We start from the raw sequence: 23,541 nt of genomic DNA, 5'->3' as shown, positions 1-23,541 counted from the left end.
CCGTACGGGAACCCCGTACGGCGCGCACGGCCGTTGCGTGCTCCCCCGCGAACCGACCGCCGACCAGATCGCCGACCAGATCGCCGGCCCGATCGCCGGCTCTCCAACCGGCCGTCCCGGCGCCCGCGTTGACCCGTCCGGCGGTCGGCGTCGACCTGGCCGAAGACAGCCCCCCGCGGTCCACCGATCATGGGAGACTGCTCGCACACTGTGTCGAGCAGAGGAGTCGTGTGTGACCGGGACCGAGTCGGCCGGCCGGCGGATCGACACGAGCAGGCCGCATCCGGCCCGGGTGTACGACTGGTTCCTCGGCGGGAAGGACAACTACCCCGTCGACGAGGAGCTCGGACGGCAGATCACGGCCCAGGGCGACGCCCCCCGGCAGGCCCGCGCCAACCGCCGCTTCATGGAGCGGGCCACGCGGGTCGTCGTACGGGAGGCGGGGGTTCGGCAGTTCCTCGACATCGGCTCCGGCATCCCCACCGAGCCCAACCTCCACCAGATCGCCCAGTCCGCCGTACCGGACGCCCGGGTCGTGTACGTCGACAACGACCCGATCGTCCTGGCGCACGCGGCGGCCCTGCTGCACGGCACCCCGGAGGGGGCCACGCACTACCTCCAGGCCGACGCGCGCGAGCCGGAGCGGATCCTCCAAGGAGCCTCGGCCGTCCTCGACTTCGACCAGCCTGTCGCGCTGTCGCTGATCGCGCTGCTGCACTTCGTCTCCGACGCGGACGGCGCCCAGGAACTGGTGGCCACGCTCGTCGACGCGCTGGCGCCGGGCAGCTGTCTGGTGCTGTCGGCGATGACCGCGGACTTCGATCCGGAGAAGGTCAACGCGGGCATCGCGGCTTACACGGCGAGGGGGGTGACCCTCGTGGCGCGGTCGCAGGACGAAGTGGGCCGTCTCTTCAAGGGACTTGAGGTGCTGGAGCCGGGGATCGTGTCCCTGTCGCGGTGGCGCCCGGACGAGCGGGAGGACGGCGAGCCCGTCTCCCTCTACGGAGCGGTCGGCATCAAGCGCTGAGCCCACGTTCTGGCGGCTGATGGATTCTCACCCCAGCAGCCAGCCCCCGTCCACGCTCAACTCCACCGCGTTGACGGAGCCGTTGCGCAGCAGGAAGTCCACGGCGTCCACCACGTCGGCCACGGTCGCGAGCCGGCCGGTCGGGGTCCTGGCCCGCAGGCCCGCCAGTACGTGCTCCGGTTTGGCCCGCCAGTAGGGGCTGTCGCCGACGACTCCGGGATGGATCGCGTTGACCCGGACGGGAGCGAGTTCGACGGCGAGGGCGTGCGTCAGCCCTCTCACCCCGGCGTTGACGGTGGCCACGGTCGTCGCCCCCGGATAGGGCCGCTCCTTGGCCTGGCCGCCGAACAGCACGACGGCGCTGTCGTCGTGGAGACGGGACCGCAGGGCGTGCACGACGGCGGTGTAGCCGACGAGCTTGAGCGTGACGAGGTGGACGGCCGCGTCGATGTCGTAGTCGGAGACCCGGTTCTCGTCGCGGGAGACGCCCGCGATCACCAGGTGGTCGACGGCTCCCACCTCTTGGAGCGCTTCGATGATCCCTTTGGGCCGCGCGAGGTCCAGCGCGAGCCCGCGGGCGCCGATCTCCTTGGCGACGGTGTCGGTGCGGTGGGCGTCCCGCCCGGTGATCACCACCTCGTCGCCGCGCTCCGCCCGGACCCGGGCGAACTCCCGCCCGATGCCGGAGGTTGCGCCCACCACGACCACGCTGCTCATCGAGAGGCCTCCCTCAGGTACTCCCAGTCCCGCGTGAACCGGTAGGAGTGCCGCACCGGCGGCTGCGGGGCCTGGGTCTCCAGCCAACGCAGCGCTCCGTCACCGGCGTTGGCGAAGCCGTGCACACAACCGGCCCCCGCCCAGGCGCAGTCGCCGGGCCCGAGCCGGTAGCGGGCCCCGTCGAACACCGCGTCGGCCTCGCCTTCGAGGAAGAGATAGGTCTCCTCGAAGGGATGGTCGTGTGTGCCCGCGACGCCGTCGGGCGCGTACTGCACCATGAACATCGTCGAGGCGACCGCGCCGAGGTCGCCGTCGACCATCATCTTCACGGTGATCCCGCTGTAGACGAGGAGCGCGGTCCGCATGCTCGCCGACACCGCGAGCAGGTCCTGGGACTGCTTCCCGGGGTCCATCTGCGCGGGTTCGAAGTGCCCGAAGGACCGGGTGCGCGGGTCGCGGACGTCGATCCGGACCGCCTCGCGCACAGGCCACGGCGGAACCGGCTGGGTGTCGTGGCCGTACCGGGCCCGAGGTACCGGCGCGAGCATGTCCGCCCAGCGGGCCACCGCGTCCCCGGCGCCGCGCCAGGCGTGCGGGACACCGGTCGGCAGGAGGCCGTAGTCGCCCTCCTCCAGCAGACACGGCCCCTCGGGCATGTCCAGGATCACGCTCCCGTCGAGGACGTGGAAGCTCTCCTCGTACGAGTGCACATGGGCCGCGACGCTCCCGTCGGGGCGCAGCTCGCACACCCCGAAACCGGTGTGCGAGCTGCCGTCGCCCTCGCCGACCAACTCCCGCCGCCGGTAGCCGTGTTCGTCGTACGAAGGCTCCGGTACGTCGGCGGCGCGGCGCACCAGGTGCAGCGTCACGCCCGGGCCTCCTTCGCGGCCAGCAGCCGGTCGCGGGACTCCTCGACCAGGCGCCGGGCCCGGGCCACGTCGGCCGTGAGCCTGCCGTCGCGCTTGCGGACCACGCCGTCGACGATGACGGTCTCCACGTTGGAGACGTCTGCGCTCAGCGCCACCGCGGCGGCCGCGTCGTGAACGGGAGCCACGTTCAGGGCAGTCGCGTCGACAGCGACGACGTCTGCTCGCTTGCCCGGGGTCAGTGAACCGGTGCGGTCCTCCAGGCCCGCCACGTGGGCGCCGTTGCGGGTGGCGATCTCCAGCATCTGACGTGCCGTCAACATGGTGTCCGGGACGGGGACATCGGCCTGCCAGCTGTCCGCGTTGACGCGGGCGCGCTCGGCGCCGAAGGCCGCGCGGATCTGGGTGAACATGTCGCCGGGGACGGTGGTGACGACGTCGATGCTGAGCGAGGGGCGCAGGCCGTGCTCGATGGCCTTCATCACCGGCGGCCAGCCGTGCCCCATCTGCGTCTCGACCTGCGGCGCGATGGAGACCGTACCGCCGCTGTCGGCGACCAGCCGCCACTCCTCCTCGCTGAAGTAGCAGCAGTGGATGTAGGTGGTGTCGGGGCCGAGCAGGCCGAGGTCGTGGAGCTGCTTGACCATGCCGAAGCGGCCGGCCAGGCGTCCCATGGCCACGTGGACGGTGATCGGGATGTCGAGTTCGCGGGCGAGGGCCCATTCGGAGGTGACGACGTCGTTGACGCAGAAGCCGGGGCCGCGGGTGGCGAGGGCCATCGTCAACAGGCCCTCGGAGGCGAAGTACTGGTTGCGGATCCGGCGCACGTCGTCGCCCGGGATCGCGATCTTGCTCTCGAACCAGTAGTCGGCGAGAGAGGTGTTGGCGCTGCCGTAGGCGTACTGGGCGCGGATGCCGGTCTCGGTCAGGGCCCGGATCGCCGCGTCCGGGTGCTCGGGCGTGTTGTTGATGTGGGACCAGTCGACGAGCGTGGTGATACCGGCGTTGAGGCATTCCAGGGCGCCCGCGAGGTTGGCCGCGTACACGTCCTCGGGGGTGTAGAGGGGGGCGAAGGTGTCGAGGATGTCCACGAAGTAGTCGTCGAGGGTGGCGTCCGGCGCCACGTTGCGGATCGAGGCCTCCCATGTGTGGCGGTGGGTGTCGACGAAGCCGGGGATCACGATCCGGCCGGTCATGTCGAGGACTTCGGCGTCGGCGCTGATCTCGCGCTCGACGGCCACGATCCGCCCGTCCTCGATGAGGACGTCACCCCTCGGAAGGTCCCCGATGTCGGGATCCATCGAGAGCACGTGTCCGGCACGAAGGAGTGTCCGTCGGTTCATCGCGCTTCCTCCTCAGGGGTGTTCAGTACGCGGCCAGGCTCCTGACGGCGGCCACGACCTTGTCGACGGTGGGGATGACCTGTTCCTCCAGCACGTCCGCGAAGGGCAGCGGCACGCACTCCCCCGCGACCCGGCGCACCGGCGCGTCCAGCAGTGAGAAGCCCTCGTCGGCGACGACGGAGACGACGGTCGCGCCCCAGCCGCCCTGGTACGGGTTCTCCTCGACGACGACCAGCCGGGAGGTCCGGCCGAGCGAGGCGAGGACGGTGGCCGTGTCGAGCGGCACGAGCGAGCGCAGGTCGACGACTTCGACGTCGATGTCCTCCTCGGCGAGCCGCTCCGCGGCCGTCAGCGCGACGGGCACCATCGAGGCGAGCGCCACGAGCGTCACGTCGGCGCCCTCGCGCACGACGGCCGCGCGTCCGAGGTCGACGACATGGTCCGGCTCGGGGGGCGGGCCCTTGGTGGCCAGCAGCCCCTTGTGCTCGAAGAACACCACGGGGTCGTCGCTGCGGATCGCCGCCGCCATCATGCCGATCACGTCGGCGGGCGTCGAAGGTGCCGCGATCTTCAGGCCGGGGACGGTCAGGGCCCAGTTCTCGGTGGCCTGCGAGTGCTGGGCGCCGAAACCGAGCCCGCCGCCGTTGGCGGTGCGCACGACGAGGGGCACGGTGACCTGACCACCCGTCATGTAACGCACCTTGGGTATCTCGTTGGCGAGGTAGTCCCAACAACAGGCCAAAAAGTCGGAGAACATGATCTCCGCGACGGGCCGCATCCCGGTCATCGCGGCCCCCATCGCCGCGCCCACGATGGCCTGTTCGGAGATCGGCGTGTCCCACACCCGCTCGGGCCCGAACTCCTTGTGCAGCCCGACGGTCGTCTTGAACACCCCGCCGGCCGCGCCGATGTCCTCGCCCAGGCAGACGACCGACGGATCGCGCCGCATCTCCCGGGCTATGCCCTCGGCGACGGCGTCCCGGTAGCTGATCCGCCGCGGGGCGGCCGCAGGCGCCCCGTTCACGTCCGCCATGCCGCACCTCCGTCGGCCCACACGTCGGTGAACGCCTCCCGCGGATCGGGCGGCGGCGCGTCCTTCGCGGCGTCGACAGCCTGCGCCACGACCGTCCGCGCGCGGTCGTCGGCGGCGGTGACCGTCGGCTCGGGCACCCCGGCCTCGACGAGCCGCCCCCTCGCGATGTCCAACGGGTCGTGCTTGAGCCAGCGTTCGACCTCCTCGGCGGGGCGGTAGGTCGCCGGGTCGGACCTGCTGTGCCCGAAGTGCCGGTAGGTCTCGGCCTCCAGCACGGCAGGCCCTTCTCCGGCCCGCGCCCGCCGCGCCAGCCGTGCCACCGCCTCGCTGACGGCGACGACGTCGTTGCCGTCGACCACCTCGCCGGGGATGCCGTACGCGGGCGCCCGGTCGGCGGCGGGCCGGGCCACCGCAGTGACGTCGGCGATCGGCGTGTACTCCATGTACAGGTTGTTCTCGCAGACGAACAGCACCGGAAGCTTCCACACGGCGGCCAGGTTCAGGGCCTCGTGGAAGGCGCCGATGTTGGTGGCGCCGTCCCCGAAGAAGGCGACCGCGAGCTGCCGCGTGCCCCGCAGCCGGGCGGACCAGGCGGCGCCGACCGCCATCGGGAGATGGGCACCGACGATGGCGTAGGAGCCGAGCATGTTGCTCGCGGCCTTGGTGAGGTGCATGGAGCCGCCCTTGGCCCGGCACAACCCCGTGGCCCGCTGCATGAGTTCGGCGAGGCACTCCTCGGGGGTGGCGCCGCGGGCCATCGCGTGGTGGTGGCCGCGGTAGGTGGCGAAGACGTAGTCGTCCTCGCGCAGGGCGGCGCTCGCGCCCACGGCGATCGCCTCGTGGCCGGCGGCGAGATGGGTGGTGCCCTTGACCAGGCCCTGGAGGAACAGGTCGTGGGCGGCCTTCTCCGTACGGCGGATGAGCACCATCCGCTCGTACAGGGCGAGGAGTTCAGCGGTGTCCATCGCCGGTCCCCGTGTTCAGGTGGGACTGCGCCTCCCGGGCGGTGTTGAGCTCGCCGCCCACCGTCCAGTACTTGCGGCCCGCCACCAGCAGTTCCTCGGCGGGGAACTTGGTGATGACCTCGCAGCCGTCGGCGGTGACGACCAGCTCCTCCTCGATCCGGGCGGCGGACCAGCCGTCGGCGGCGGGCCAGTAGGTCTCCAGGGCGAACACCATGCCCTCTTCGAGGACTTCGGGGTGATCCAGGGAGACCAGGCGGCTGAAGATGGGCTTCTCCCAGATCGACAGGCCGACGCCGTGGCCGTACTGGAGGGCGAACGCGGCGGTCTCGTCGGCGAAGCCGAACTCCTCGGCGCGCGGCCAGACCTGGACGATGTCGGCGGTGGTGGCGCCCGGCCGGACGAGGGAGATCGCCTCGTCCATGTACTCCCGGCAGCGCACGTACGCGTCCCGCTGCGCGCGGGAGGCGCTGCCGACGGCGAAGGTGCGGTAGTAGCAGGTGCGATAGCCCAGGTGGCTGTGGAGGATGTCGAAGAAGGCGGGGTCGCCGGGGCGGATCAGGCGGTCGCTGTAGACGTGCGGGTGGGGTGAACAGCGTTCCCCCGAGATCGCGTTGACGCCTTCGACGTACTCGCTGCCGAGGTCGTAGAGGACCTTGCTGACCAGGCCCACGCACTCGTTCTCGCGGACTCCGGGGCGCAGGTGGGCATAGAGCTCCTCGTAGGCCGCGTCGACCATCGCGCAGGCCTGGGCGAGCAGGGAGATCTCGTCGCCGGTCTTGATGCGGCGGGCCTCCAGGAAGACCTGCTGGCCGTCGACCACGTCGATGCCCTCGGCGCGCAGGGCGGCGAGGACGGGCATCTCGGCGACGTCGACGCCGAGCGGTTCGCCGGCCAGGCCGTGCGCGCGGAGTTCGGCGGCGATCTTCGCGGCGACGTCCTCGGCGATCCCGGCGTCCGGGTGGAAGGCGCCCCGGAGGGTGGAGATACCGGCGCGGGCTCCGGTGGGCGGGCCGCCCTTGCCGTCGCTGTAGTCGAGCCACGGGTTGTAGAGCTGGTGGTGGCGGGCGGCGGAGCCGAAGTCCCAGACGATCGGGTCGCCGCCGCGGACCAGCAGGGCGAAGCGGATCAGCTTGTCCATCGCCCAGGTGCCGATGTGCGTGGCGGTCATGTAGCGGATGTTGGCGAAGTCGAAGCTGAGCACGGCGCCCAGTTCGGAACGGTTCAGCCTGTCGTGGAGCCGGGCCAGGCGCTGGGTGCGCAGCCGGTCCAGGTCGACGCGCTCTTCCCAGTCGACGGCATTGGGGCCGTACGTGCGGATCGCCATCGCGACCACCCCCACCTTCGAGTCAACGACCGTCCGCGGGGAGTGTCAAGTGTCACTGAACACTTTGGCTCGACACGAACCAGACGCCCACGGCCGGCTCGTCGCCGTCGTTGCGGTAGCGGTGCGGGGTCGCGGACTCGAAGCAGACCGCGTCGCCGGGGCGCAGGATCCGCTCGTCGAAGCCGAGGGTGAGGACGAGTTCGCCGGAGGTAAGATAGCCGTACTCGGTGCCGGTGTGCCGCATCAGACCGCCCGAGTCGGAGGAGGAGCCGCCGGGCCGGTAGGTGACGAGCAGGAAGTCGACGTCGGTGCCGGGGACGTGCCCGAGCCGCTCCCACACCACGCCGGAGTCCAGCTCCAGCACCTCCCGCTCAGCCGGGCCGACCAGGGGGCCGATGCGGCGGGCGGGGTCGGCCGCGAAGGCCGCCAGGGCGTGTGCGACGGAGGCCGACGGCATCGCCGCGGCGGTCTCCCCCGTCTCGAAGAGGGACTCGACGGAGATGCCGAGGGCCGTGGTGATGGCGTACAGGGTGCTCACCGACGGCTGGCTCTTGCCGGTCTCTATCTGGGAGACCAGGCTGGCCGAGACACCGACCTCCCGGGCCAGGGCACGCAGCCCCAGCCCACGCTCCAGCCGCGCCTGCCGGATGCGGGCGCCGACGGAGGGCACGGGGGCGGGGGACACGGGGGCTCCTCTTCTGTTCAGCCCCATTGAACAACCGGTTGCCCCGTCCGGGAAAGACCACCGGCGAGCCCGGTGGGGGAAGGGTCGGCGACCGGGGAGGCCCGGTGCGGGAGGGGACGGCGACCGGGGAGGCCTGGTGCGGAAGGGGCCGGCGACCGGGGAGGCCCGGTGCCGGAGGGGTCGGTCACCGGGGAGGCCCGAGTCTGCGTCACCGCCTCTTCCGCGCCGGCTCCAGCAACTCCTCCAGCCGGTCGAAGCGCTCGTGCAGGGCGTGCAGGGTCTCCGCGCCGGCCTCGTGGAGCCCATGCCGCCGCTTCTGCTCCCGCGCCACGAACCAGGTCGCGAGGGCCGCGGTGACCATGCCGTACGTCGTGATCCCGACGACCATGACGACCGTGCCGACGACCCGGCCCCACCAGGTCACCGGGAAGAAGTCGCCGTATCCGACCGTGGTCGCCGTCTCGACCGACCACCACAGGGCCTTGGGGTACGAGGTCAGGTTGGCGCCCCGCGCCCCGTCCTCGGCGGCGAGAACCGCCCAGGAACCGAGGAGCATCACGACGAGCAGGACGGCCGTCGCACCGCCCGCCGCCTTCAGATGGAGCGAGCGTCCGTCCCGGCCGAGCAGCAACTCGACCGCCCTGGTGAGGAATCCGGGCAGCATGCGCACTCCTCGCGCCAAGGGGTCGGTACCCGGCCAGTGTCGCCGCCGAAGGGTCCGTGAGCATCTCGGACGGGGCGTTCAGGTCGCGGTTCCCGGGACAGGCTGATCATCGGACGGCACAATGGCGACAACGGCCGCAGGCACGAGAAGGAGCACCGTCGTGAGCGAGAGCCACACCCCGTCGGGCGCATCGGCGAGGCTGAACACAGGTGTGGCGCACAACGCGCGCGTGTGGAACTACTGGATCGGCGGCAAGGACAACTACGAGGTCGACCAGCGGGTCGGCGACCATGTCGCCGGGATGTTCCCGATCATCCGGGAGATCGCCCGCGCGGACCGCTGGTTCCTGGGCCGCTCGGTGCGCTTCCTCGCCGAGGAGCGGGGCATCCGGCAGTTCCTCGACATCGGCACCGGACTGCCGACGGTGGACAACACCCACCAGATCGCGCAGCGCATCGCGCCCGACGCGCGGATCGTCTACGTCGACAACGACCCGATCGTCCTCGTGCACGCCCGCACCCTGCTGACCAGCACGCCCGAGGGCGTCACCGACTACATCGACGCCGACGTCCACGACCCGGCCGCCATCCTCGAACGCGCCTCCCGGACGCTGGACTTCAGCAAGCCGGTGGCGGTGATGATGCTCGGCATCCTCAACTTCGTCCTGGACACCGACGAGGCCCGCCGGATCGCGCGCGAGGTCATGGCGGCGATGCCCGCGGGCAGCCATCTCGCCCTGACCCACCCCACGTTCGACGCGGAGCTGGGCGGCGAGGGGCAGATCCCGGCCATGAAGTTCTGGAACGAGAACGCCACTCCGCCGATCACGGCCCGCAGCGGCAAGGACATCGCCGGCTTCTTCGAGGGCCTCGACCTGCTCGAACCGGGCCTGGTCTCCTGTTCGCGGTGGCGTGCCGATTCGGACTCCCCGGCCGTGGTACCGCAGTTCGGTGCGGTGGCCGTGAAACCCTGACGCGGGATCCGATCCAGCCGAGCCCGTCGTGGAGGACGTATGACCACCCTTGCCGATCCCGTCCCCGGCGGCCGTCCCGGTGACGTGGAGCGGGCCACCGCACTGGGCGACGAGCTGACCAAGAAGGGTGTGCACGGCGTGGTGCTGGCCTACGTCGACACCGCGGGCGTCTGCCGGGTGAAGACGGTTCCGACGGCCAAGCTGCCCTCCGCGGCGGCCTGGGGCGTGGGCATGTCGCCGGTGTTCGACACCTTCCTGGCCAACGACTCCATCGTCACCACCGACGCCTTCGGCTCCCCCGACGGCGATCTTCGCCTCTACCCCGACCTGGACCGGCTGGTGGCGCTGGCCGGGCAGCCCGGCTGGGCCTGGGCGCCGGTCGACCGGATCACTCAGGAGGGCGAGCCGCATCCGGGCTGCTCCCGCACGGTGCTGCGGCGGATCGTCACCGAGGCGGCCGAGCGGTACGGCATCACCTTCAAGGCGGGCGTCGAGATCGAGTGGGCGGTGGGCCGGGGCCCGGTGGCCGACGGCCCGTTCGTGCCCGCCGCGTGGGGGCCGGCGTACGGCGCCGTCCGGCAGGTCGAACTCGGCGACTACACGGCCGACCTGCTGGCGGCCTGCGCCGAGCAGGGCATCGAGGTGGAGCAGCTCCATCCCGAGTACGCGGCGGGGCAGTTCGAGATCTCCACGAGTGCGCTGGACCCGGTGGCGGCGGCCGACGTCAGCGTGCTCGTGCGGCAGACGATCCGGGCGGTGGCCCAGCGGCACGGACTCGTCGTCTCCTTCGCCCCGGCGGTCTTCGCGGAGGGGGTGGGCAACGGCGGCCATCTCCACCTCTCCGTCTGGCGCGACGGCGTGAACCTGCACTCCGGCGGCAAGGGCCGGTACGGCATGACCGCGGACGCGGAGTCCTTCATCGCGGGTGTGCTGGCCCATCTGCACGCGCTCACCGCCCTGACCGCGCCGAGCCCGGCGAGCTATCTGCGCCTCAAACCCTCCCAGTGGGCCGGGGTGTTCAGCGTCTGGGGCCGCGAGACCCGGGAGGCGGCCGTCCGGATCGTCACCGGCACGGCGGGCCTGACCGACCGGTCCGCGAACATGGAGCTGAAGCCGGTCGACCTGGCGGCCAATCCGTATCTCGCCCTCACCGGCCTGATCGCCGCCGGACTCGACGGGCTGACCTCGGCCATGCCGCTGCCCAGGGAGATCACCGGCGATCCGGCCCTGCTCCCCGCCGACCAGGCCGCCGCGGCGGGCGTACGACGGCTGCCGACCTCGCTCTCCCAGGCGGTGCGGGCGTTCCGCGCCGACGAACGGCTTCGGGCCGCGCTGGGCCCGGCCCTCGCCGACGCCGTGGTCGCCGTGCGGTTCGGGGAGAGCGATGCGGTGGCCGAGCTGGACGACGAGCAGATCGCGGCGGCGTACCGCTGGAAGTACTGAGCATGAGCGGACCTCCCCCTCAGCCGGGTACGGGCGCGCATCCCGTCCAGGAGGCCCTCGCCGGCGCCCGCCTCGTGGACCACCACTGCCACGGGGTCGTCACCGGCGCCCTGGACCGCCCGGGCTTCGAGTCGCTGCTCACCGAGGGTGCGCTCTGGCCCGGGATCTCGTCCTTCGACAGCCCCGTCGGCGTGGCGGTCCGCCGCCACTGCGCGCCCGTCCTCGACCTGCCGCGCCACGCCTCCCCGGAGGACTACCTGGCCCGGCGCGCGGAGCTCGGTCCGCGGGAGGTCAACCGCCGCTTCCTGACGGCGGCGGGCACGGACGTCTTCTGCGTGGACACCGGGTATCTGCCGGAACGTCTCAGCACCCCGGCCCAGCTCGCGGAGGCGGCGGGCGGGACGGCGTACGAGGTGGTCCGGCTGGAGAGCGTCGCCGAGGCGGTGGCGGCGCGGGGAGTGCGGGCGCGGGCCTACGCCGACACGTTCCGCGCCGCGGCCCTGGAGGCCGTGGGGCGGCCGGGCGTGGTGGCGGTGAAGTCGGTCGCCGCCTACCGCACCGGCTTCGACCTGGACCCGGCCCGGCCCACCGACCAGGAGGTCATCCGCGCGGCCGGGGAGTGGCTGGCCCGAGGCGGCCGGCTGGCCGATCCGGTTCTGGTACGGCATCTGCTGTGGACCGCCGTGGACCTGGGCCTGCCGCTCCAGCTGCACACCGGGTTCGGCGACAGTGACATCCGGATGCACCGCGTCGACCCGACCCACCTCACGGACTGGCTGCACCTGACCGCGGGCACCATCCCGGTCCTGCTGCTGCACTGCTGGCCGTACCAGCGGCAGGCCGCCTATCTGGCCGCGGTGTTCGAGCAGGTGTACCTGGACGTGGGCCTCACGCTGCACTTCGTCGGCCCGGCGCGGTCCCGGGCGATCCTGGCGGAGGCGCTGGAGATCACGCCGTTCCGCAAGCTGCTGTACAGCTCGGACGCGTACGGCGTGGCCGAATTCCATCTGCTCGGCGCGCTGTCCTTCCGGCGCGGTCTGGCCGATCTGCTCCAGGAGCGGGTGGACGCCGACGAGCTGAGCCTGCCGGACGCCTTGCGCATCGCGGCCTGGGCGAGCGGGGACAACGCCCGCCGCCTCTACGGACTTCCTGCCCCGGCCCCTGTCCCACCAGGCGGGCGCGACTGAGCGCCCGCCGTCCCCGGAAAGTATGATCTAGCAATGTCTGACTTGACCGATACCACGCCCGGCTGGCTGAGCGCCGACGATCTTGAGCAGGCCCGCGCCCGGATGCCCATCCTGTACGTCGAGGCCGTGCCCGTGCGCGTCGACGACAGCGGCGAAGTCACCAGCGTCGGCCTGCTGCTGCGCATCGGACCCGACGGAACGGTCAGCCGGACTCTGGTCTCCGGCCGCGTTCTGCACCACGAGCGGGTCCGGGACGCGCTGCTGCGTCACCTGGAGAAGGACCTGGGACCCGTGGCCCTGCCCCGGATCCCCTCCTCGCTCCAGCCGTTCACGGTGGCGGAGTACTTCCCCACCCAGGGGATCACCCCGTACCACGACCCGCGCCAGCACGCGGTGTCCCTCGCCTACGTGGTCCCGGTGTCCGGCGACTGCCGGCCCCGCCAGGACGCCCTGGACCTGGTGTGGTTCAGCCCGCAGGAGGCCCTGTCACCGGCGGTGGAGAGCGAGATGCCCGGCGGGCACGGAGTGCTGCTCAAGCAGGCGCTGGCCCATGTCGGCTGTGTGATCTGAGCCGCTCAGTCGGATTCCCTGCGCTGGGTGGTGCCCGGCTCGCCGCCGTCCCGCGTCCACTCGACGACGAGTTCGTCCTTGGTGCCGAAGCGGACCAGGTGGCTGCCGACCACGCCCTCCAGGAGGTCGAGGTGTTCGGCCTCCGTCTCCAGGGTCAGCAGCAGCGCGCCCTCGGTGGCGGTGAGGGAGCCCTTGCCTCCGTTCTGGAAGAGCAGGCTGCCCTCACCGCTCTCCTCGTCCCAGCTGGTCGTGGAGCGGCGCCCGAGGTGCGAGGCGAGCTGCTTGGCGTAGCGGTGCGGGCGGTCGGTGGCGACGCGGGCTTCGGAGCGGGGCATGGGAACTCCCAGGGAGTGCGGTGGAACTCGATGCTGCCGCAACACCGGGCGCCCCACGCCCATTCCGCACCCCTCCTTCACCGCTCCGGCTAGGCGCGGACCTTGCTCGTCATCGAGAACTCGTCGGCCTCCGCCAGGTCGAACTCCCCGTGGTCGCTGCCGAGTCCCTGCGCGACCAGCGCGGCCGCGGCACTGCCGAGGACGGCCGCCTCGCGGGGCGTACGGCCGAGGCTCAGCCCGCGCAGGAAGCCCGCCGAAAAGGCGTCGCCGCAACCGGTGGTGTCGACGACCTCGACCTCGAAGGCGGGCACGGTCTCGGTGTCCTCGGCGGTGACGAGGAGGGCTCCTTCGCCGCCGCGGGTGACCGCGACCAGGCCCACCCCGGCGGCCAGGAACTTCCTGGCACCGGCGACCAGGTCGTCCTCCTCGCTGAAACCGAGGACCTGGTCGTCGTTGGGGAGCAGGAAGTCGACGTACGGGAGCAGCGGTTCGACCTGGTCGAAGGTGCCGAGGTAGCCCGGGGCCAGGAGGTCCACCGAGGTGACCACGCCGTGGTCCTTGGCGTGCGCCAGGATGCGGGCGGCGACGTCGGCGCCGATCAGTTCGGGGCCGCCGAGGTGCAGGTGGCTCGCTTGGGCGACCGCGTCCCAGGGGACGTCGTCGAGGCCGTAGGTGATGTTGGCGCCGAGGAGGTGGAGGGAGGGGCGGTCGCCGTTGGGGCGGATCGGCAGGACGCTCGCGGAGGTGGCGGTGTCCCTGCGCCGCACCAGCAGTTCGGTGTCGATGCCCGCCGTCCGCAGCAGCTGGATCAGCAGGTCGCCGGTGGGGTCGGTGCCGATCGCGCCGGCCGTGCGGACCGAGGCGCCCAGCTTGGCGAGGGTCAGGGCGGTGCCGGCGGCGGTGCCCGCGGCGGTCATGCGGATGTCCTCGACCAGGGTCGCGCCCTGCCCCTCGGGTATCTCCTCGACCGGCCGGACCAGCACGTCCAGGACGTGCACACCCATGGTGACGACGTTCATCTGTTCCTCTCCTGTGCGGATTGCGTGGTGCCGTAGTTGCGGGCGAGGGCGGCCTCGATCACCGCGATCTGCTGCTGTTCGTCGAGGGCGCGCGGTGTCCCGAGGGCGGCCGCGCGCTGGTACACACCGCAGGCCCATTCGAGGAGGAGTGCGTGCTCGACTGCCTTGTCGAGGGTCGGGGCATGGGTGACCGCGCCGTGGTTGGCCATCAGGGCGGCGCCCCGCCCCTCCAGCGCGGTGAGCACCGACTCGGCGAGTTCCGGGGTGCCGAAGGTGGCGTAGGGGGCGACCCGGACGGTGCCGCCGAGGGCGAGCAACTGGTAGTGGATGCAGGGCAGTTCGTCGAGGACGAGGGAGAGCGCGGTGGCCATCGGGGCGTGGGTGTGGACGACCGCGGTGGTGCCGTAGCGGCGGTAGACACCGAGGTGGAGGTCGAGCTCCGAGGTCGGCAGCAGGCTTCCGGCCATGATCTCGCCGTCGAGGTCCACGACGGTCACCTGGTCCGGGGTGAGCTCGGCGAGGACGGCTCCGGTCGCGGTGATGGCCACGCGGTCCCCGACCCGCACGCTGACGTTGCCCGCCGTACCGATGAGCAGGCCCTCGGCCCCCAGACGGCGGCAGGCGGCCGCCACGGCGGCCCGCTCCTCGCTCAGCACCGGGCTTGAGTCGGTCATGCGCGCGACGCTAACCTAAACCTGAAACAAAGTCACGTTCAGGTTTGGAGGTTGGTGCGTGAGCGAGCCCGGCGCGGACTCCGACCCGGCCGCATGGATCGCCTCCCTGCGCCGCACTCCCCAACAGGCCCGCAGCCGGGCCCGGTTGGCCCGGGTGCTGGACGCCGCCGAGCGCATCCTGGTCGAGGAGGGCGTCGAGGCGCTCACCACGACCCGGATCGCGTCCGAGGCCCGGGTGTCGGTCGGCTCGCTGTACCAGTACCTGCCCGACCGCGGTGCGATCATCGAGGCGCTGGCGGCCGGCTACTTCGCGAAGCTGGAAGCCGCGATGGACGCGCTCGTGGCGGCCGCGGCCGGCGAGCGCTGGGAGGACCCGGTCGGTGTCCTCATCGACGCGTACGCGGAGATCTACCGCACCGAACACGGCTTCCGCGCCCTGTGGTTCGGAAGCGGACTGACCGAGCGGACCCGGGCCGCGGACCGTGAGCACAAGCTCCGGATGGCCGACGGGATCCGCCGCATCCTGCTCGCCCTGCGTCTCGCCGAGGACGACGACGCCCTCGCCCGCGTCTGCCACGCGGCCGTCCTCGCCGCCGACGCCCTCGCGCAGGAGGCGTTCCGCCGGGACGTGAAGGGGGACGCGGCGCTGCTGGAGGAGGCGAAGATCCTGCTGCGGGGTTATCTCACGGACATCGCGGCGCGGTACAACGTCTCCTGACGTCTTCGAACCGACGGGGGACCCATGCGGCTCACCTTCACCGGCCGGGTGATCGAATGGCGCGGCCCGGCGCCGTACTACTTCGTCCCGGTGCCCGACCAGGAGTCCGCCGACATCGGCGAGGTCGCCAGGACGGCCACGTACGGCTGGGGCGTGATCCCGGTCGAGGCCCGCGTCGGCGAGGTCACCTTCACGACGTCGCTCTTCCCGAAGGACGGCGGCTACCTGCTGCCGCTCAAGAACGCCGTGCGCTTGCCGGAGGGGCTCGACGCGGGGGACGACGTACGGGTGGAGATGACGGTCCGCCTCGAGCGTCCCGTCGGCTGAAGCGCCCGGGTGCACGGGCCCGACGTCCACGTATCGTGCGACCGTGACCGACACCGAGCTCCTGCGGCTGCCCGACATGCCGCTGCACGATCCGTTCGTCGTGGCCGACGAGGCGACGCGAACGTACCACCTCTACACCTCCAACGAGCCGTCCGTGTCGGGGGTGGAGGGGGTCGGGACGATGGTCTACCGCAGTCGTGACCTGCGGGAGTGGACGCGGCCCGTGGTGGTGTTCCGGACCGACGAGCAGCAGGGGCTCTGGGCGCGGAACGGCGGGTGGGCGCCGGAGGTGCACGCCTGGGGCGGCAGGTACTACCTCTTCACCACGCTGCACGACGAGAGCCACCGGCTCCCGGTGCCGCCCGCGGGCCGGTGGGGCACGCCCTTCCAGCTGCCGAACCACGCGCGCGGCACGGTCACCGCCGTGTCCGACTCGCTGCTGGGCCCTTTCACCGTCGTGGACCCGACCGGGCCGACCCCGCCCGCCCGCCTCATGACGCTCGACGGCACGCTCCACGTCGATCCGGCCGGGCAGCCCTGGATGGTGTACGCGCACGAGTGGCTCCAGACCGTCGACGGGACCATGGAGGCCATCCGGCTGGCCCCGGATCTCACCGGCACGATCGGCGACCCCGTCTTCCTGTTCAAGGGCTCGGACGCGTCCTGGCTCGGCGAGCAGATCCCCGCGGGCGTACCGCACCAGCTCGCGCCCTACGTCACCGACGGCCCCCAGCTCCACCGCGGCCCTGGCGGCGCCCTTTTCATGCTGTGGTCGACGTACGAGAAGAACACGGCCGGTGCGGACGGCACCGTCAGCGGTGGTTACGTGCAGACCTACGCGGTCTCCAAGTCCGGTGAGCTGACCGGGCCTTGGGAGCAGCGCCGGCCGCTGGTCCGGGACGACAGCGGGCACGGCATGCTGTTCCGGGCCTTCGACGGCCGGCTGCTGATGATCCTGCACCGCCCCTTCGAGAACGCGCGCGGGAAACTGTACGAGGTGCGGTGCGAGGGCAATGAACTGCGGGTGGTGCGCCAGTGCACCGACCTCGACGGGGACGAGACCGGCACCCCGAACCTCGGCACGCCGCCGGCCCCCGGGGTCCAACTGCCCTCGCCCTCCGGGGAGTAGACCGGACTCAGATGGCCTCGCGCACGGCCCGCTCGAAGCCCTCCACGTGGCCGCGGGCCAGCCGTGCCGCCCGGTCGGCGTCACCGGCGACGATCGCCGCGATCAGCGGACCGTGCTCCTCGACATGGCCGGCCATGTCGGCCAGCCGGTCCACGAACAGGCACCAGATGCGGGTGGCCAGGTTGTCGTGGCGGACGAGGGTGTCCTCCAGGTACGGGTTGTGCGTGGCGGTGTAGATGGCCCGGTGGACCCTCAGGTCCAGCCGCATCAGCTCCGCGGGGTCCCGGCCGAGGCCGCCGTCGTCCAGCTCCGCGCGGAGCGCCGTGAGGTTCGCCCGGTCGGCGGCCGTGGCGCGCCGTGCGGCCTGGGCCGCGGCCAGGGGCTCCAGCTCCTGGCGCACCTCGGAGATATGGGCGAGGTCGGTGATGTTGACCTCGGTGGCGAAGGTGCCGCGCCGGGGGTAGGTGGTGATCAGGCGCTCGTACTGGAGCCGCTTGAGCGCCTCGCGCACCGGGGTGCGGCCGACGCCGAGCAACTGGCCCAGTTGCTCCTCGTTGATCGGTGCGCCGGGGCGGATCTCCAGCATGACGAGCCGGTCGCGGATGGCGCGGTACGCGCGCTCGGCGAGCGACAGCTCCTCGACCTGGGCAGCTGTCTGCTCCATGGATGCCCCCTTGACCTGTTCGACAAGCTCCCATACTTTACCCCAGAGGTTGATATATCAGTTGCCCATGAGTTGGCTCTCAGGATGGTGCACAGATGGCAACGAGTACGTCGCTCACCACGCCCACCTCCCCCCTCTCCCTCCCGCTCGGCGAACTCGACCCGGAGATCGCCGCCGCGGTGGCCGCCGAGCTGCACCGCCAGCAGTCCACCCTCGAGATGATCGCCTCGGAGAACTTCGCCCCGGCCGCGGTCATGGAGGCCCAGGGCTCGGTCCTGACCAACAAGTACGCCGAGGGCTACCCAGGCCGTCGCTACTACGGCGGCTGTGAACACGTGGACGTCATCGAGCGGTTGGCCATCGCCCGGGTCAGGGAGCTCTTCGGCGCCGAGGCGGCGAACGTCCAGCCGCACTCCGGCGCCCAGGCCAACGCGGCCGCGATGTTCGCCCTGTTGCAGCCCGGCGACACCATCCTGGGGCTCGACCTGGCCCACGGTGGGCATCTGACCCACGGCATGCGCCTCAACTACTCGGGCAAGCTGTACGACGTCGTGCCGTACCACGTGCGCAAGTCGGACCTGCGCGTCGACATGGACGAGGTGGAGCAGCTCGCCCTCGCGCACCGGCCGAAGATGATCGTCGCGGGCTGGTCGGCCTATCCCCGGCAGCTGGACTTCGCCGAGTTCCGCCGGATCGCCGACGCGGTGGGCGCCTACCTGATGGTGGACATGGCGCACTTCGCCGGACTGGTGGCCGCGGGACTGCATCCGAACCCGGTGCCGTACGCCGACGTCGTCACGACCACCACCCACAAGACGCTCGGCGGCCCGCGCGGCGGTGTGATCCTCAGCCGGGCCGACCTGGCCAAGAAGATCAACTCGGCGGTCTTCCCGGGTCAGCAGGGCGGACCGCTGGAGCATGTCGTCGCGGCCAAGGCGGTGGCCTTCAAGGTGGCCGCCTCGGAGGAGTTCAGGGAGCGCCAGCGGCGCACGCTGCGGGGTGCGAAGATCCTCGCCGGCCGGCTGCTCGCCGACGATGTCGCCGAGGCCGGCATCACCGTCCTGACCGGCGGCACCGAAGTCCATCTGATCCTGGTCGACTTGAGGAACTCCGAGCTGGACGGCAAGCAGGCCGAGGACCGGCTGCACCGCATCGGCATCACCGTCAACCGCAACGCGGTGCCCTTCGACCCCCGACCGCCGATGGTCTCCTCGGGCCTGCGTATCGGCACACCCGCCCTGGCCACCCGAGGCTTCGGCGAGGTGGAGTTCCGCGAGGTCGCCGACATCATCGCGGAGTCCCTGAAGGGCGAACGCCCCGAGGACGAACTGCGCAGGCGGGTCGAGAAACTCGCCGCGGCCTTCCCTCTCTACGCGGACGGCACCGGGCTGGACTGACCTACGAGAAAGGCCGTTTTCCCATTCCTGAGAAAACGGCCTCCGACCTGCGTGAAGCTGGTCGGGACGACAGGATTTGAACCTGCGACCCCTTGACCCCCAGTCAAGTGCGCTACCAAGCTGCGCCACGTCCCGGTGCCCGTCTGACCTGGGGTTTCCCCCGGCCGAACGCGCAAAGAAACCATACCGCACTCGGGTCGATGGTCGCGCACCCCTTTCCCGCTTGACCTCAAGTTTGGTCGAGGTTGCACGGTCGACCGCATGACGATCACCGAGGAACGCGGACGCACGTACGACTACGAGGACCTGCCCCGGTTCATGGGCCTGATGACGGGCGACGAGAAGCACGGACCGGCGGCGACCTCCACCCTGGACGTGCTGTGGGTGCTCTACGAACGTGTCCTGCGGGTACGCCCGGAGCACCCGGACGACCCCGGGCGGGACCGGTTCCTGCTGTCCAAGGGGCACGGACCGATGGCGTACTACGCGGTGCTGGCCGCGAAGGGCTTCGTGCCCGTGGACTGGCTGCCGGGCTTCGGCTCGTACGACTCCCCGCTCGGCCACCACCCCGACCGGGTCCTGGTGCCCGGTGCCGAGATCGGCAGCGGCTCGCTGGGGCACGGACTGCCGATCGGCGTCGGCATGGCCCTCGGCCTGCGCGCCCAGGGCCTGGACGAGCCGCGGGTGTGGGTGCTGATCGGGGACGCCGAGCTGGACGAGGGCAGCAACCACGAGGCCATCGCCTTCGCCGGGCCCGCCGGGCTGGAGCGCCTGCACACCGTCGTCGTCGACAACTCCTCCGCCGGCCACGCCAGGCCGGGCGGGATCGCGGCCCGGTTCGAGGCCGCGGGCTGGTCCGCCGTCACGGTCGACGGCCGTGACCACGAGGCGCTGCACGCCGCCTTCACGGCCCCGCATCCGGGGCGGCCGCACGTGGTCGTGGCCCGGGTCGAGCCGAAGTCCGCCTGAGCCTCCCCTGCTTCAGAGCTCCATGTCTCCGAGGCCGCCGGGTCTCCACCGCTCCTCCCGAAAAGAGGTACGTACTCCCATGGACACCATGCGTGACCGATTCACCGCCGTCGTCTCGCGGTTGCTCGACGAGGATCCCCGGGTCGCCGTCGTCCTCGCCGAGATCGGCAGGGACGGCTTCGCCCAGGCGGCCCGCCGCCATCCCGACCGGGTCGTCAACGTCGGCATCCGCGAGCAGCTCCTCGTCGGCACGGGCGCGGGGCTGGCACTGACCGGGCTGCGGCCCGTCCTGCACACCTTCGCCAGCTTCCTGGTGGAGCGGCCCTTCGAGCAGGTCAAGCTGGACCTCGGGCACCAGGAGGCGGGCGCGGTCCTGGTGAGCGCGGCGGCCTCCTTCGACTGGCCCGCCGGCGGCTACACGCACATGGCGCCCGGGGACGTGGCCCTCCTCGACACCCTCGACGGCTGGACCGTCCATGTGCCCGGGCACCCGGACGAGGCCGAGACCCTGCTGCGGCACGCCGTCGCGGCGGGCGACGACAGGGTCTACGTACGGCTGTCCCTCCAGGCCAACCGGGAGGGGCGCCCGGTCGACGGCGAGGGGTTCCGGACCGTCCGCGAGGGACGCTCGGGAGTCGTGGTCGCCGTCGGGCCGATGCTCGACCACGTGCTCGCCGCCACCGAGGGCCTCGACCTCACCGTCCTGTACGCGACGACCGTACGGCCCTTCGACGCGGCCGCGCTGCGCCGGGCCACGCGGACCGCGGGAACCGATGTCGTCCTGGTCGAGCCGTATCTGGCGGGCACCTCGACGGCGGCGGCGAACGACGCCCTGGCCGACGTACCGCACCGGGTGCTGGGCCTCGGGGTGGGGCGCCGGGAGCTGCGGCGGTACGGAACGGTCGAGGAGCATGTCCGTGCGCACGGGCTGGACGCGCGGTCGCTGCGGGAGCGGATCGGCGGCTTCCTCACCCCCTAGGCGCGTCCGGCAGCCCCAGCTCCGGATACGCGTCGAGCAGTCGCGACGGGGCCGCCTGCCGCCAGGAGTCGGCGAGGATGTCCCGCAGTTCGGCCTCGTCCTCGATCGCGGTGAGGCGGGCGCGCACCCACGCGAACTGCGCCTCGTGGTCGGCGATCCAGAACTTCCCCGGTTCCGCCAGCACCAGTTCGTCGCGCTCCTCCTTGGGGCAGCGCACGGCGAGGGAGGTCTCGTCCTCGGGCAGCGTGGCGAACATCTTGCCCGCGACCCGGAACGTGGGCATGCTCCAGGCGATCTTCTCCGTGGTGTCCGGCAGGGACAGGGCGATACGGCGTACGTCTTCGGCGTCCGGCATGACAGGCACCGTATCGGCCCGCACTGACAATCACCTGGTGGGAACGGCCGCCCACTCGTCCGGAGGGAACTTCAGGTGGCGGGAGCGGTCGCGCCCAGCCGCTTGTAGTACAGCGTCGTCGGCCGCAGCCGTCCGCCGGGATCGGCCGCGTAGTCGGGGATGACCCCGGCCCGGGTCCAGCCGGCCGAGCCGTAGAGACGCTCGGCGGGGCTGTCGGTCTCGGTGTCGAGGTGGAGGAGGGTGATGCCGGTCGCGACGGCGGCGTCCTCCGCGAGGCCGAGGAGCGTGCGTCCGAGGCCGCGCCCGCGGGCGTCCCGGTGCACCATCAGCTTGACCAGCTCCGCGCGGTGGCGGGAGTTGGGCTTGTCGGGGAAGGCCAGGCTGACCGTGCCGACCACGCGCTGCCCGTCACAGGCCGCCCACACCGCCAGCCGACCGGCGGCCACCGCACCCGCGCGCTCCTTCCACCAGGCGACGGCCGCGGCCCGGTCGAGGGGCGCGAGGAACCCGATGGAGGCACCGCCGTCCACGGTGTCGACCAGCAGCTCGGCCAACTCGTCGATACGGCCGGTCAGTTGGGCTTCGTCCAGGCGGGTGACGGTCACGGCAGCACCACCGCCAGCACATACCTGACCGGGTCGGGGCCGGTGCAGCGGAACCGGGTCGCTCCCCACACGCGCAGCCTCAGGCAGTCCCCGGCATCGAGGTGGTGCTCGACCCCCTGGGCGGTGACGTCGAGCGCGCCCGCCAGCACCCAGATGTGCTGTTCGAGACCGGGTACGGGCGGGCGGTCGTAGGAGATGTCGGCACCGGCGGCGAGGCGTCCCTCGACGAGTTCACCGCGCAGGCCGGGGTGCGGCGGGGACACGGACCGTCGTACGAACCCGGAGGCCGGGTCCTCCCACAGCGTCTGCTCGGCGCCGCGCACCACCGGAGAGGGCTCGGCCTCGACCTCGCTGAGCAGCTGCGACATGGTCCGCCCGTAGACCCCGCACAGCCGGTTCAGCAGGGAGGCGGTCGGACTGATCTCGGCCCGCTCGGCCCGCGAGAGCGTCGACTTGCTGACCCCGCTGCGTTCCGCCAACTCCCCCAGGGACCAATCGCGTTCGGCCCGCAACCCGGCGAGCCGGGCGGCGAGACGGACATCGACGGAGTCCACTTCGCTCTCGACCACATCGCGTTTCATATCCGGGACGATATCCCCGATATGAAACACGGAGGTTTCCGCGAGCTCTCAGTCGCCGGCTACGCCCCGGCCGCCTCGCCCAGCGCCTCCAGCACCGGCCGGATCAGCGGATGCGTCTCGGCCCCGCGGCGCACCGCCGCGAACACCCGCCGCGTCGGGGCCGCGCCGTCCACCGGTCGTACGACCACCCCCGCGAGGTCCATCCCGCGCAGCGCCGAGCGCGGCACCAGGGCCACGCCGGCGCCCGCCGACGCCAGGGCCACCACCGCGCGGAAGTCGTCCGAGGAGTGCTCCAGTCGCGGCTGGAAACCGGCGTTCTCGCAGGCCAGGACCACCACGTCGTGGCAGGGGTTGCCCGGGTAGGGGCCGATCCACAGGTCCTTGGCGAGCTCCGCCAGGGGCACCTCGCCCGCGTCGGCGAGCCGATGGCCGGCCGGGACGACCGCGTCGAAGGGCTCGGCGTACAGGGGCACGTGGGCCAGGCGGGGGTCGTCGGCGGGCGGGGCCCCGCGGTACTCCACCGCGACCGCCACGTCGACCTGCCGGTCCAGCACCATCGGCAGGCTGGCGTCGCCCTCGGCGTCCTGGACACGCAGATGGATGCCGGGGGCCGTCCTGGCGAGCCGGGTCACCGCGGGGGCCACGACCAGGGCGATGCCGGTCGCGAAGGAGGCGACGGTGACGGTGCCGGCCTCCCCCGCGCCGTACGCGGCGAGTTCGGCCTCCGCCCGCTCCAGCTGGGCGAGGACCGCGTTGGTGTGCCCGAGCAGGATCTCGCCGGCCGGAGTCAGCCGTACGCCTTTCGCGCCCCGCTCGACCAGCCGGTGGCCGGTCTCCTGCTCCAGGGCCGTCAGCTGCTGGGAGACCGCCGAGGGCGTGAGGTACAGCGCGGCGGCAGCCGCCGTCACCGTGCGGTGGTCGGCCACCGCACGCAGGATGTGGAGCCGCCGCGCTTCGATCATGGGATCGATTGTCTCAAATGCACCCGTGTG

27 protein-coding genes and 1 tRNA gene are annotated in these 23,541 nt (G+C 72.0%); 11 read left to right on the top strand and 17 right to left on the bottom strand.

Features of this window, described 5'->3' with window-relative positions; genetic code table 11:
* The first annotated feature begins 232 nt into the window (after positions 1–232).
* Positions 233–1,027: an SAM-dependent methyltransferase gene (locus ACFULQ_RS09070; protein WP_383540230.1), complete on the top strand. Its 795-nt coding sequence runs from the start codon at positions 233–235 to the stop codon at positions 1,025–1,027.
* Positions 1,028–1,054: 27 nt separating this feature from the next.
* Here the strand turns inward: ACFULQ_RS09070 and ACFULQ_RS09065 are convergent, their stop codons facing one another.
* From ACFULQ_RS09065 to ACFULQ_RS09030, 8 genes are all read right to left on the bottom strand, one after another.
* Positions 1,055–1,744: an SDR family NAD(P)-dependent oxidoreductase gene (locus ACFULQ_RS09065; RefSeq protein ID WP_383540227.1), complete on the bottom strand. Its 690-nt coding sequence runs from the start codon at positions 1,742–1,744 to the stop codon at positions 1,055–1,057.
* Positions 1,741–2,613 carry a cupin domain-containing protein gene (locus tag ACFULQ_RS09060; protein WP_383540224.1) on the bottom strand — a complete coding sequence of 291 codons (873 nt, stop codon included), beginning with the start codon at positions 2,611–2,613 and terminating at the stop codon, positions 1,741–1,743. The genes ACFULQ_RS09065 and ACFULQ_RS09060 overlap by 4 nt, the downstream gene beginning before the upstream one ends.
* Positions 2,610–3,953, bottom strand: a complete 1,344-nt coding sequence (locus tag ACFULQ_RS09055; protein WP_383540221.1) for an amidohydrolase family protein — start codon at positions 3,951–3,953, stop codon at positions 2,610–2,612. Before ACFULQ_RS09055 ends, ACFULQ_RS09060 begins: the two co-directional genes overlap by 4 nt.
* A gap of 22 nt (positions 3,954–3,975) precedes the next feature.
* Positions 3,976–4,986, bottom strand: a complete 1,011-nt coding sequence (locus ACFULQ_RS09050) for an alpha-ketoacid dehydrogenase subunit beta (protein ID WP_383540218.1) — start codon at positions 4,984–4,986, stop codon at positions 3,976–3,978.
* Positions 4,974–5,951, bottom strand: a complete 978-nt coding sequence (locus ACFULQ_RS09045; RefSeq protein ID WP_383540215.1) for a thiamine pyrophosphate-dependent dehydrogenase E1 component subunit alpha — start codon at positions 5,949–5,951, stop codon at positions 4,974–4,976. Before ACFULQ_RS09045 ends, ACFULQ_RS09050 begins: the two co-directional genes overlap by 13 nt.
* Complete coding sequence (locus ACFULQ_RS09040) at positions 5,938–7,275, bottom strand: M24 family metallopeptidase (RefSeq protein ID WP_383540213.1); 1,338 nt, start codon at positions 7,273–7,275, stop codon at positions 5,938–5,940. The genes ACFULQ_RS09045 and ACFULQ_RS09040 overlap by 14 nt, the downstream gene beginning before the upstream one ends.
* 52 nt (positions 7,276–7,327) lie before the next feature.
* A complete protein-coding gene (locus tag ACFULQ_RS09035; RefSeq protein WP_383540210.1) occupies positions 7,328–7,960 on the bottom strand; it encodes a helix-turn-helix domain-containing protein in 633 nt (210 codons plus the stop codon).
* Positions 7,961–8,168: 208 nt separating this feature from the next.
* Entirely contained in the window at positions 8,169–8,624 is a 456-nt protein-coding gene (locus tag ACFULQ_RS09030) for a potassium channel family protein (protein ID WP_383540208.1), read from the bottom strand.
* Between the two features lie 160 nt (positions 8,625–8,784).
* Between ACFULQ_RS09030 and ACFULQ_RS09025 the strand changes: the two genes are divergently transcribed.
* Genes ACFULQ_RS09025 through ACFULQ_RS09010 form a run of 4 tightly spaced genes read left to right on the top strand, consistent with a single transcriptional unit; the run spans position 8,785 to position 12,797 of the window.
* A complete protein-coding gene (locus ACFULQ_RS09025; RefSeq protein WP_383540205.1) occupies positions 8,785–9,597 on the top strand; it encodes an SAM-dependent methyltransferase in 813 nt (270 codons plus the stop codon).
* A gap of 39 nt (positions 9,598–9,636) precedes the next feature.
* Positions 9,637–11,040: a glutamine synthetase family protein gene (locus ACFULQ_RS09020; RefSeq protein WP_383540202.1), complete on the top strand. Its 1,404-nt coding sequence runs from the start codon at positions 9,637–9,639 to the stop codon at positions 11,038–11,040.
* A 2-nt stretch (positions 11,041–11,042) separates the two neighbouring features.
* Positions 11,043–12,227 carry an amidohydrolase family protein gene (locus ACFULQ_RS09015; protein WP_383540199.1) on the top strand — a complete coding sequence of 395 codons (1,185 nt, stop codon included), beginning with the start codon at positions 11,043–11,045 and terminating at the stop codon, positions 12,225–12,227.
* 33 nt (positions 12,228–12,260) lie between these two features.
* Positions 12,261–12,797 (top strand): NUDIX hydrolase family protein, encoded by a 537-nt coding sequence (locus tag ACFULQ_RS09010; protein WP_383540197.1) that lies wholly within the window; start codon positions 12,261–12,263, stop codon positions 12,795–12,797.
* A gap of 5 nt (positions 12,798–12,802) precedes the next feature.
* Here ACFULQ_RS09010 and ACFULQ_RS09005 read toward each other — a convergent pair whose 3' ends face one another.
* The 3 genes from ACFULQ_RS09005 to ACFULQ_RS08995 form a co-directional block, all read right to left on the bottom strand.
* Entirely contained in the window at positions 12,803–13,132 is a 330-nt protein-coding gene (locus tag ACFULQ_RS09005; RefSeq protein WP_383540194.1) for a DUF2218 domain-containing protein, read from the bottom strand.
* 89 nt (positions 13,133–13,221) lie between these two features.
* Positions 13,222–14,151 carry a carbohydrate kinase family protein gene (locus ACFULQ_RS09000; protein WP_383540192.1) on the bottom strand — a complete coding sequence of 310 codons (930 nt, stop codon included), beginning with the start codon at positions 14,149–14,151 and terminating at the stop codon, positions 13,222–13,224.
* Positions 14,148–14,825, bottom strand: coding sequence for a class II aldolase/adducin family protein (locus tag ACFULQ_RS08995; RefSeq protein ID WP_383540189.1), 678 nt, complete (start codon positions 14,823–14,825; stop codon positions 14,148–14,150). Before ACFULQ_RS08995 ends, ACFULQ_RS09000 begins: the two co-directional genes overlap by 4 nt.
* Positions 14,826–14,883: 58 nt before the next feature.
* Here ACFULQ_RS08995 and ACFULQ_RS08990 point away from each other — a divergent pair, with 58 nt between their 5' ends.
* The 3 genes from ACFULQ_RS08990 (at position 14,884) to ACFULQ_RS08980 (ending at position 16,999) form a co-directional block, all read left to right on the top strand.
* Entirely contained in the window at positions 14,884–15,543 is a 660-nt protein-coding gene (locus ACFULQ_RS08990) for a TetR family transcriptional regulator (protein WP_383540187.1), read from the top strand.
* Positions 15,544–15,567: 24 nt separating this feature from the next.
* Positions 15,568–15,870, top strand: coding sequence for a DUF1905 domain-containing protein (locus ACFULQ_RS08985; RefSeq protein WP_383540184.1), 303 nt, complete (start codon positions 15,568–15,570; stop codon positions 15,868–15,870).
* A 76-nt stretch (positions 15,871–15,946) separates the two neighbouring features.
* Complete coding sequence (locus tag ACFULQ_RS08980) at positions 15,947–16,999, top strand: glycoside hydrolase family 43 protein (protein WP_383540256.1); 1,053 nt, start codon at positions 15,947–15,949, stop codon at positions 16,997–16,999.
* A 7-nt stretch (positions 17,000–17,006) separates the two neighbouring features.
* On the opposite strand, the gene ACFULQ_RS08975 is transcribed toward ACFULQ_RS08980, so the two are convergent.
* A complete protein-coding gene (locus ACFULQ_RS08975) occupies positions 17,007–17,663 on the bottom strand; it encodes a GntR family transcriptional regulator (protein ID WP_383540181.1) in 657 nt (218 codons plus the stop codon).
* 95 nt (positions 17,664–17,758) lie between these two features.
* Between ACFULQ_RS08975 and glyA the strand changes: the two genes are divergently transcribed.
* Entirely contained in the window at positions 17,759–19,060 is a 1,302-nt protein-coding gene (gene glyA, locus ACFULQ_RS08970) for a serine hydroxymethyltransferase (protein ID WP_383540178.1), read from the top strand.
* A 58-nt stretch (positions 19,061–19,118) separates the two neighbouring features.
* Here the strand turns inward: glyA and ACFULQ_RS08965 are convergent.
* Positions 19,119–19,195, bottom strand: a tRNA-Pro gene (locus ACFULQ_RS08965).
* 126 nt (positions 19,196–19,321) lie between these two features.
* Between ACFULQ_RS08965 and ACFULQ_RS08960 the strand changes: the two genes are divergently transcribed.
* Positions 19,322–20,029, top strand: a complete 708-nt coding sequence (locus ACFULQ_RS08960; protein ID WP_383540175.1) for a transketolase — start codon at positions 19,322–19,324, stop codon at positions 20,027–20,029.
* 79 nt (positions 20,030–20,108) lie between these two features.
* A complete protein-coding gene (locus ACFULQ_RS08955) occupies positions 20,109–21,008 on the top strand; it encodes a transketolase family protein (protein ID WP_383540172.1) in 900 nt (299 codons plus the stop codon).
* Here the strand turns inward: ACFULQ_RS08955 and ACFULQ_RS08950 are convergent.
* The 4 genes from ACFULQ_RS08950 to ACFULQ_RS08935 all read right to left on the bottom strand — a co-directional run bounded on the left by ACFULQ_RS08950 (position 20,998) and on the right by ACFULQ_RS08935 (position 23,511).
* Positions 20,998–21,363 (bottom strand): MmcQ/YjbR family DNA-binding protein, encoded by a 366-nt coding sequence (locus tag ACFULQ_RS08950; RefSeq protein ID WP_383540170.1) that lies wholly within the window; start codon positions 21,361–21,363, stop codon positions 20,998–21,000. The two genes, ACFULQ_RS08955 and ACFULQ_RS08950, sit on opposite strands and share 11 nt — an antisense overlap.
* Before the next feature lie 71 nt (positions 21,364–21,434).
* Entirely contained in the window at positions 21,435–21,968 is a 534-nt protein-coding gene (locus tag ACFULQ_RS08945) for a GNAT family N-acetyltransferase (RefSeq protein ID WP_383540167.1), read from the bottom strand.
* The gene (locus ACFULQ_RS08940; protein ID WP_383540164.1) at positions 21,965–22,549 is read right to left on the bottom strand and encodes a helix-turn-helix domain-containing protein; all 585 of its coding nucleotides are present in this window, start codon (positions 22,547–22,549) and stop codon (positions 21,965–21,967) included. The genes ACFULQ_RS08945 and ACFULQ_RS08940 overlap by 4 nt, the downstream gene beginning before the upstream one ends.
* Positions 22,550–22,608: 59 nt before the next feature.
* A complete protein-coding gene (locus tag ACFULQ_RS08935; RefSeq protein ID WP_383540161.1) occupies positions 22,609–23,511 on the bottom strand; it encodes a LysR family transcriptional regulator in 903 nt (300 codons plus the stop codon).
* Positions 23,512–23,541 lie beyond the last annotated feature (30 nt).

Source organism: Streptomyces sp. NPDC057253, assembly GCF_042669125.1.
GTDB lineage: Bacteria > Actinomycetota > Actinomycetes > Streptomycetales > Streptomycetaceae > Streptomyces.
The sequence above is the reverse complement of the archived record's forward strand: the minus strand, read 5'-3'. Positions and strand labels throughout refer to the sequence as shown.

Bases quoted from the DNA above. Each gene is read 5' to 3' on its own strand.
- ACFULQ_RS08955 (WP_383540172.1), top strand. From the start codon at position 20,109: ATGGACACCATGCGTGACCGATTCACCGCCGTCGTCTCGCGGTTGCTC.
- ACFULQ_RS09050 (WP_383540218.1), bottom strand. From the start codon at position 4,986: ATGGCGGACGTGAACGGGGCGCCTGCGGCCGCCCCGCGGCGGATCAGC.
- ACFULQ_RS09020 (WP_383540202.1), top strand. From the start codon at position 9,637: ATGACCACCCTTGCCGATCCCGTCCCCGGCGGCCGTCCCGGTGACGTG.
- ACFULQ_RS08935 (WP_383540161.1), bottom strand. From the start codon at position 23,511: ATGATCGAAGCGCGGCGGCTCCACATCCTGCGTGCGGTGGCCGACCAC.
- ACFULQ_RS08995 (WP_383540189.1), bottom strand. From the start codon at position 14,825: ATGACCGACTCAAGCCCGGTGCTGAGCGAGGAGCGGGCCGCCGTGGCG.
- ACFULQ_RS09030 (WP_383540208.1), bottom strand. From the start codon at position 8,624: ATGCTGCCCGGATTCCTCACCAGGGCGGTCGAGTTGCTGCTCGGCCGG.
- ACFULQ_RS09010 (WP_383540197.1), top strand. From the start codon at position 12,261: ATGTCTGACTTGACCGATACCACGCCCGGCTGGCTGAGCGCCGACGAT.
- ACFULQ_RS08975 (WP_383540181.1), bottom strand. From the start codon at position 17,663: ATGGAGCAGACAGCTGCCCAGGTCGAGGAGCTGTCGCTCGCCGAGCGC.
- ACFULQ_RS09040 (WP_383540213.1), bottom strand. From the start codon at position 7,275: ATGGCGATCCGCACGTACGGCCCCAATGCCGTCGACTGGGAAGAGCGC.
- ACFULQ_RS09055 (WP_383540221.1), bottom strand. From the start codon at position 3,953: ATGAACCGACGGACACTCCTTCGTGCCGGACACGTGCTCTCGATGGAT.
- ACFULQ_RS09015 (WP_383540199.1), top strand. From the start codon at position 11,043: ATGAGCGGACCTCCCCCTCAGCCGGGTACGGGCGCGCATCCCGTCCAG.
- ACFULQ_RS08985 (WP_383540184.1), top strand. From the start codon at position 15,568: ATGCGGCTCACCTTCACCGGCCGGGTGATCGAATGGCGCGGCCCGGCG.
- glyA (WP_383540178.1), top strand. From the start codon at position 17,759: ATGGCAACGAGTACGTCGCTCACCACGCCCACCTCCCCCCTCTCCCTC.
- ACFULQ_RS08950 (WP_383540170.1), bottom strand. From the start codon at position 21,363: ATGCCGGACGCCGAAGACGTACGCCGTATCGCCCTGTCCCTGCCGGAC.
- ACFULQ_RS09045 (WP_383540215.1), bottom strand. From the start codon at position 5,951: ATGGACACCGCTGAACTCCTCGCCCTGTACGAGCGGATGGTGCTCATC.
- ACFULQ_RS08940 (WP_383540164.1), bottom strand. From the start codon at position 22,549: ATGAAACGCGATGTGGTCGAGAGCGAAGTGGACTCCGTCGATGTCCGT.
- ACFULQ_RS08980 (WP_383540256.1), top strand. From the start codon at position 15,947: ATGCCGCTGCACGATCCGTTCGTCGTGGCCGACGAGGCGACGCGAACG.
- ACFULQ_RS09000 (WP_383540192.1), bottom strand. From the start codon at position 14,151: ATGAACGTCGTCACCATGGGTGTGCACGTCCTGGACGTGCTGGTCCGG.
- ACFULQ_RS08960 (WP_383540175.1), top strand. From the start codon at position 19,322: ATGACGATCACCGAGGAACGCGGACGCACGTACGACTACGAGGACCTG.
- ACFULQ_RS09005 (WP_383540194.1), bottom strand. From the start codon at position 13,132: ATGCCCCGCTCCGAAGCCCGCGTCGCCACCGACCGCCCGCACCGCTAC.
- ACFULQ_RS09065 (WP_383540227.1), bottom strand. From the start codon at position 1,744: ATGAGCAGCGTGGTCGTGGTGGGCGCAACCTCCGGCATCGGGCGGGAG.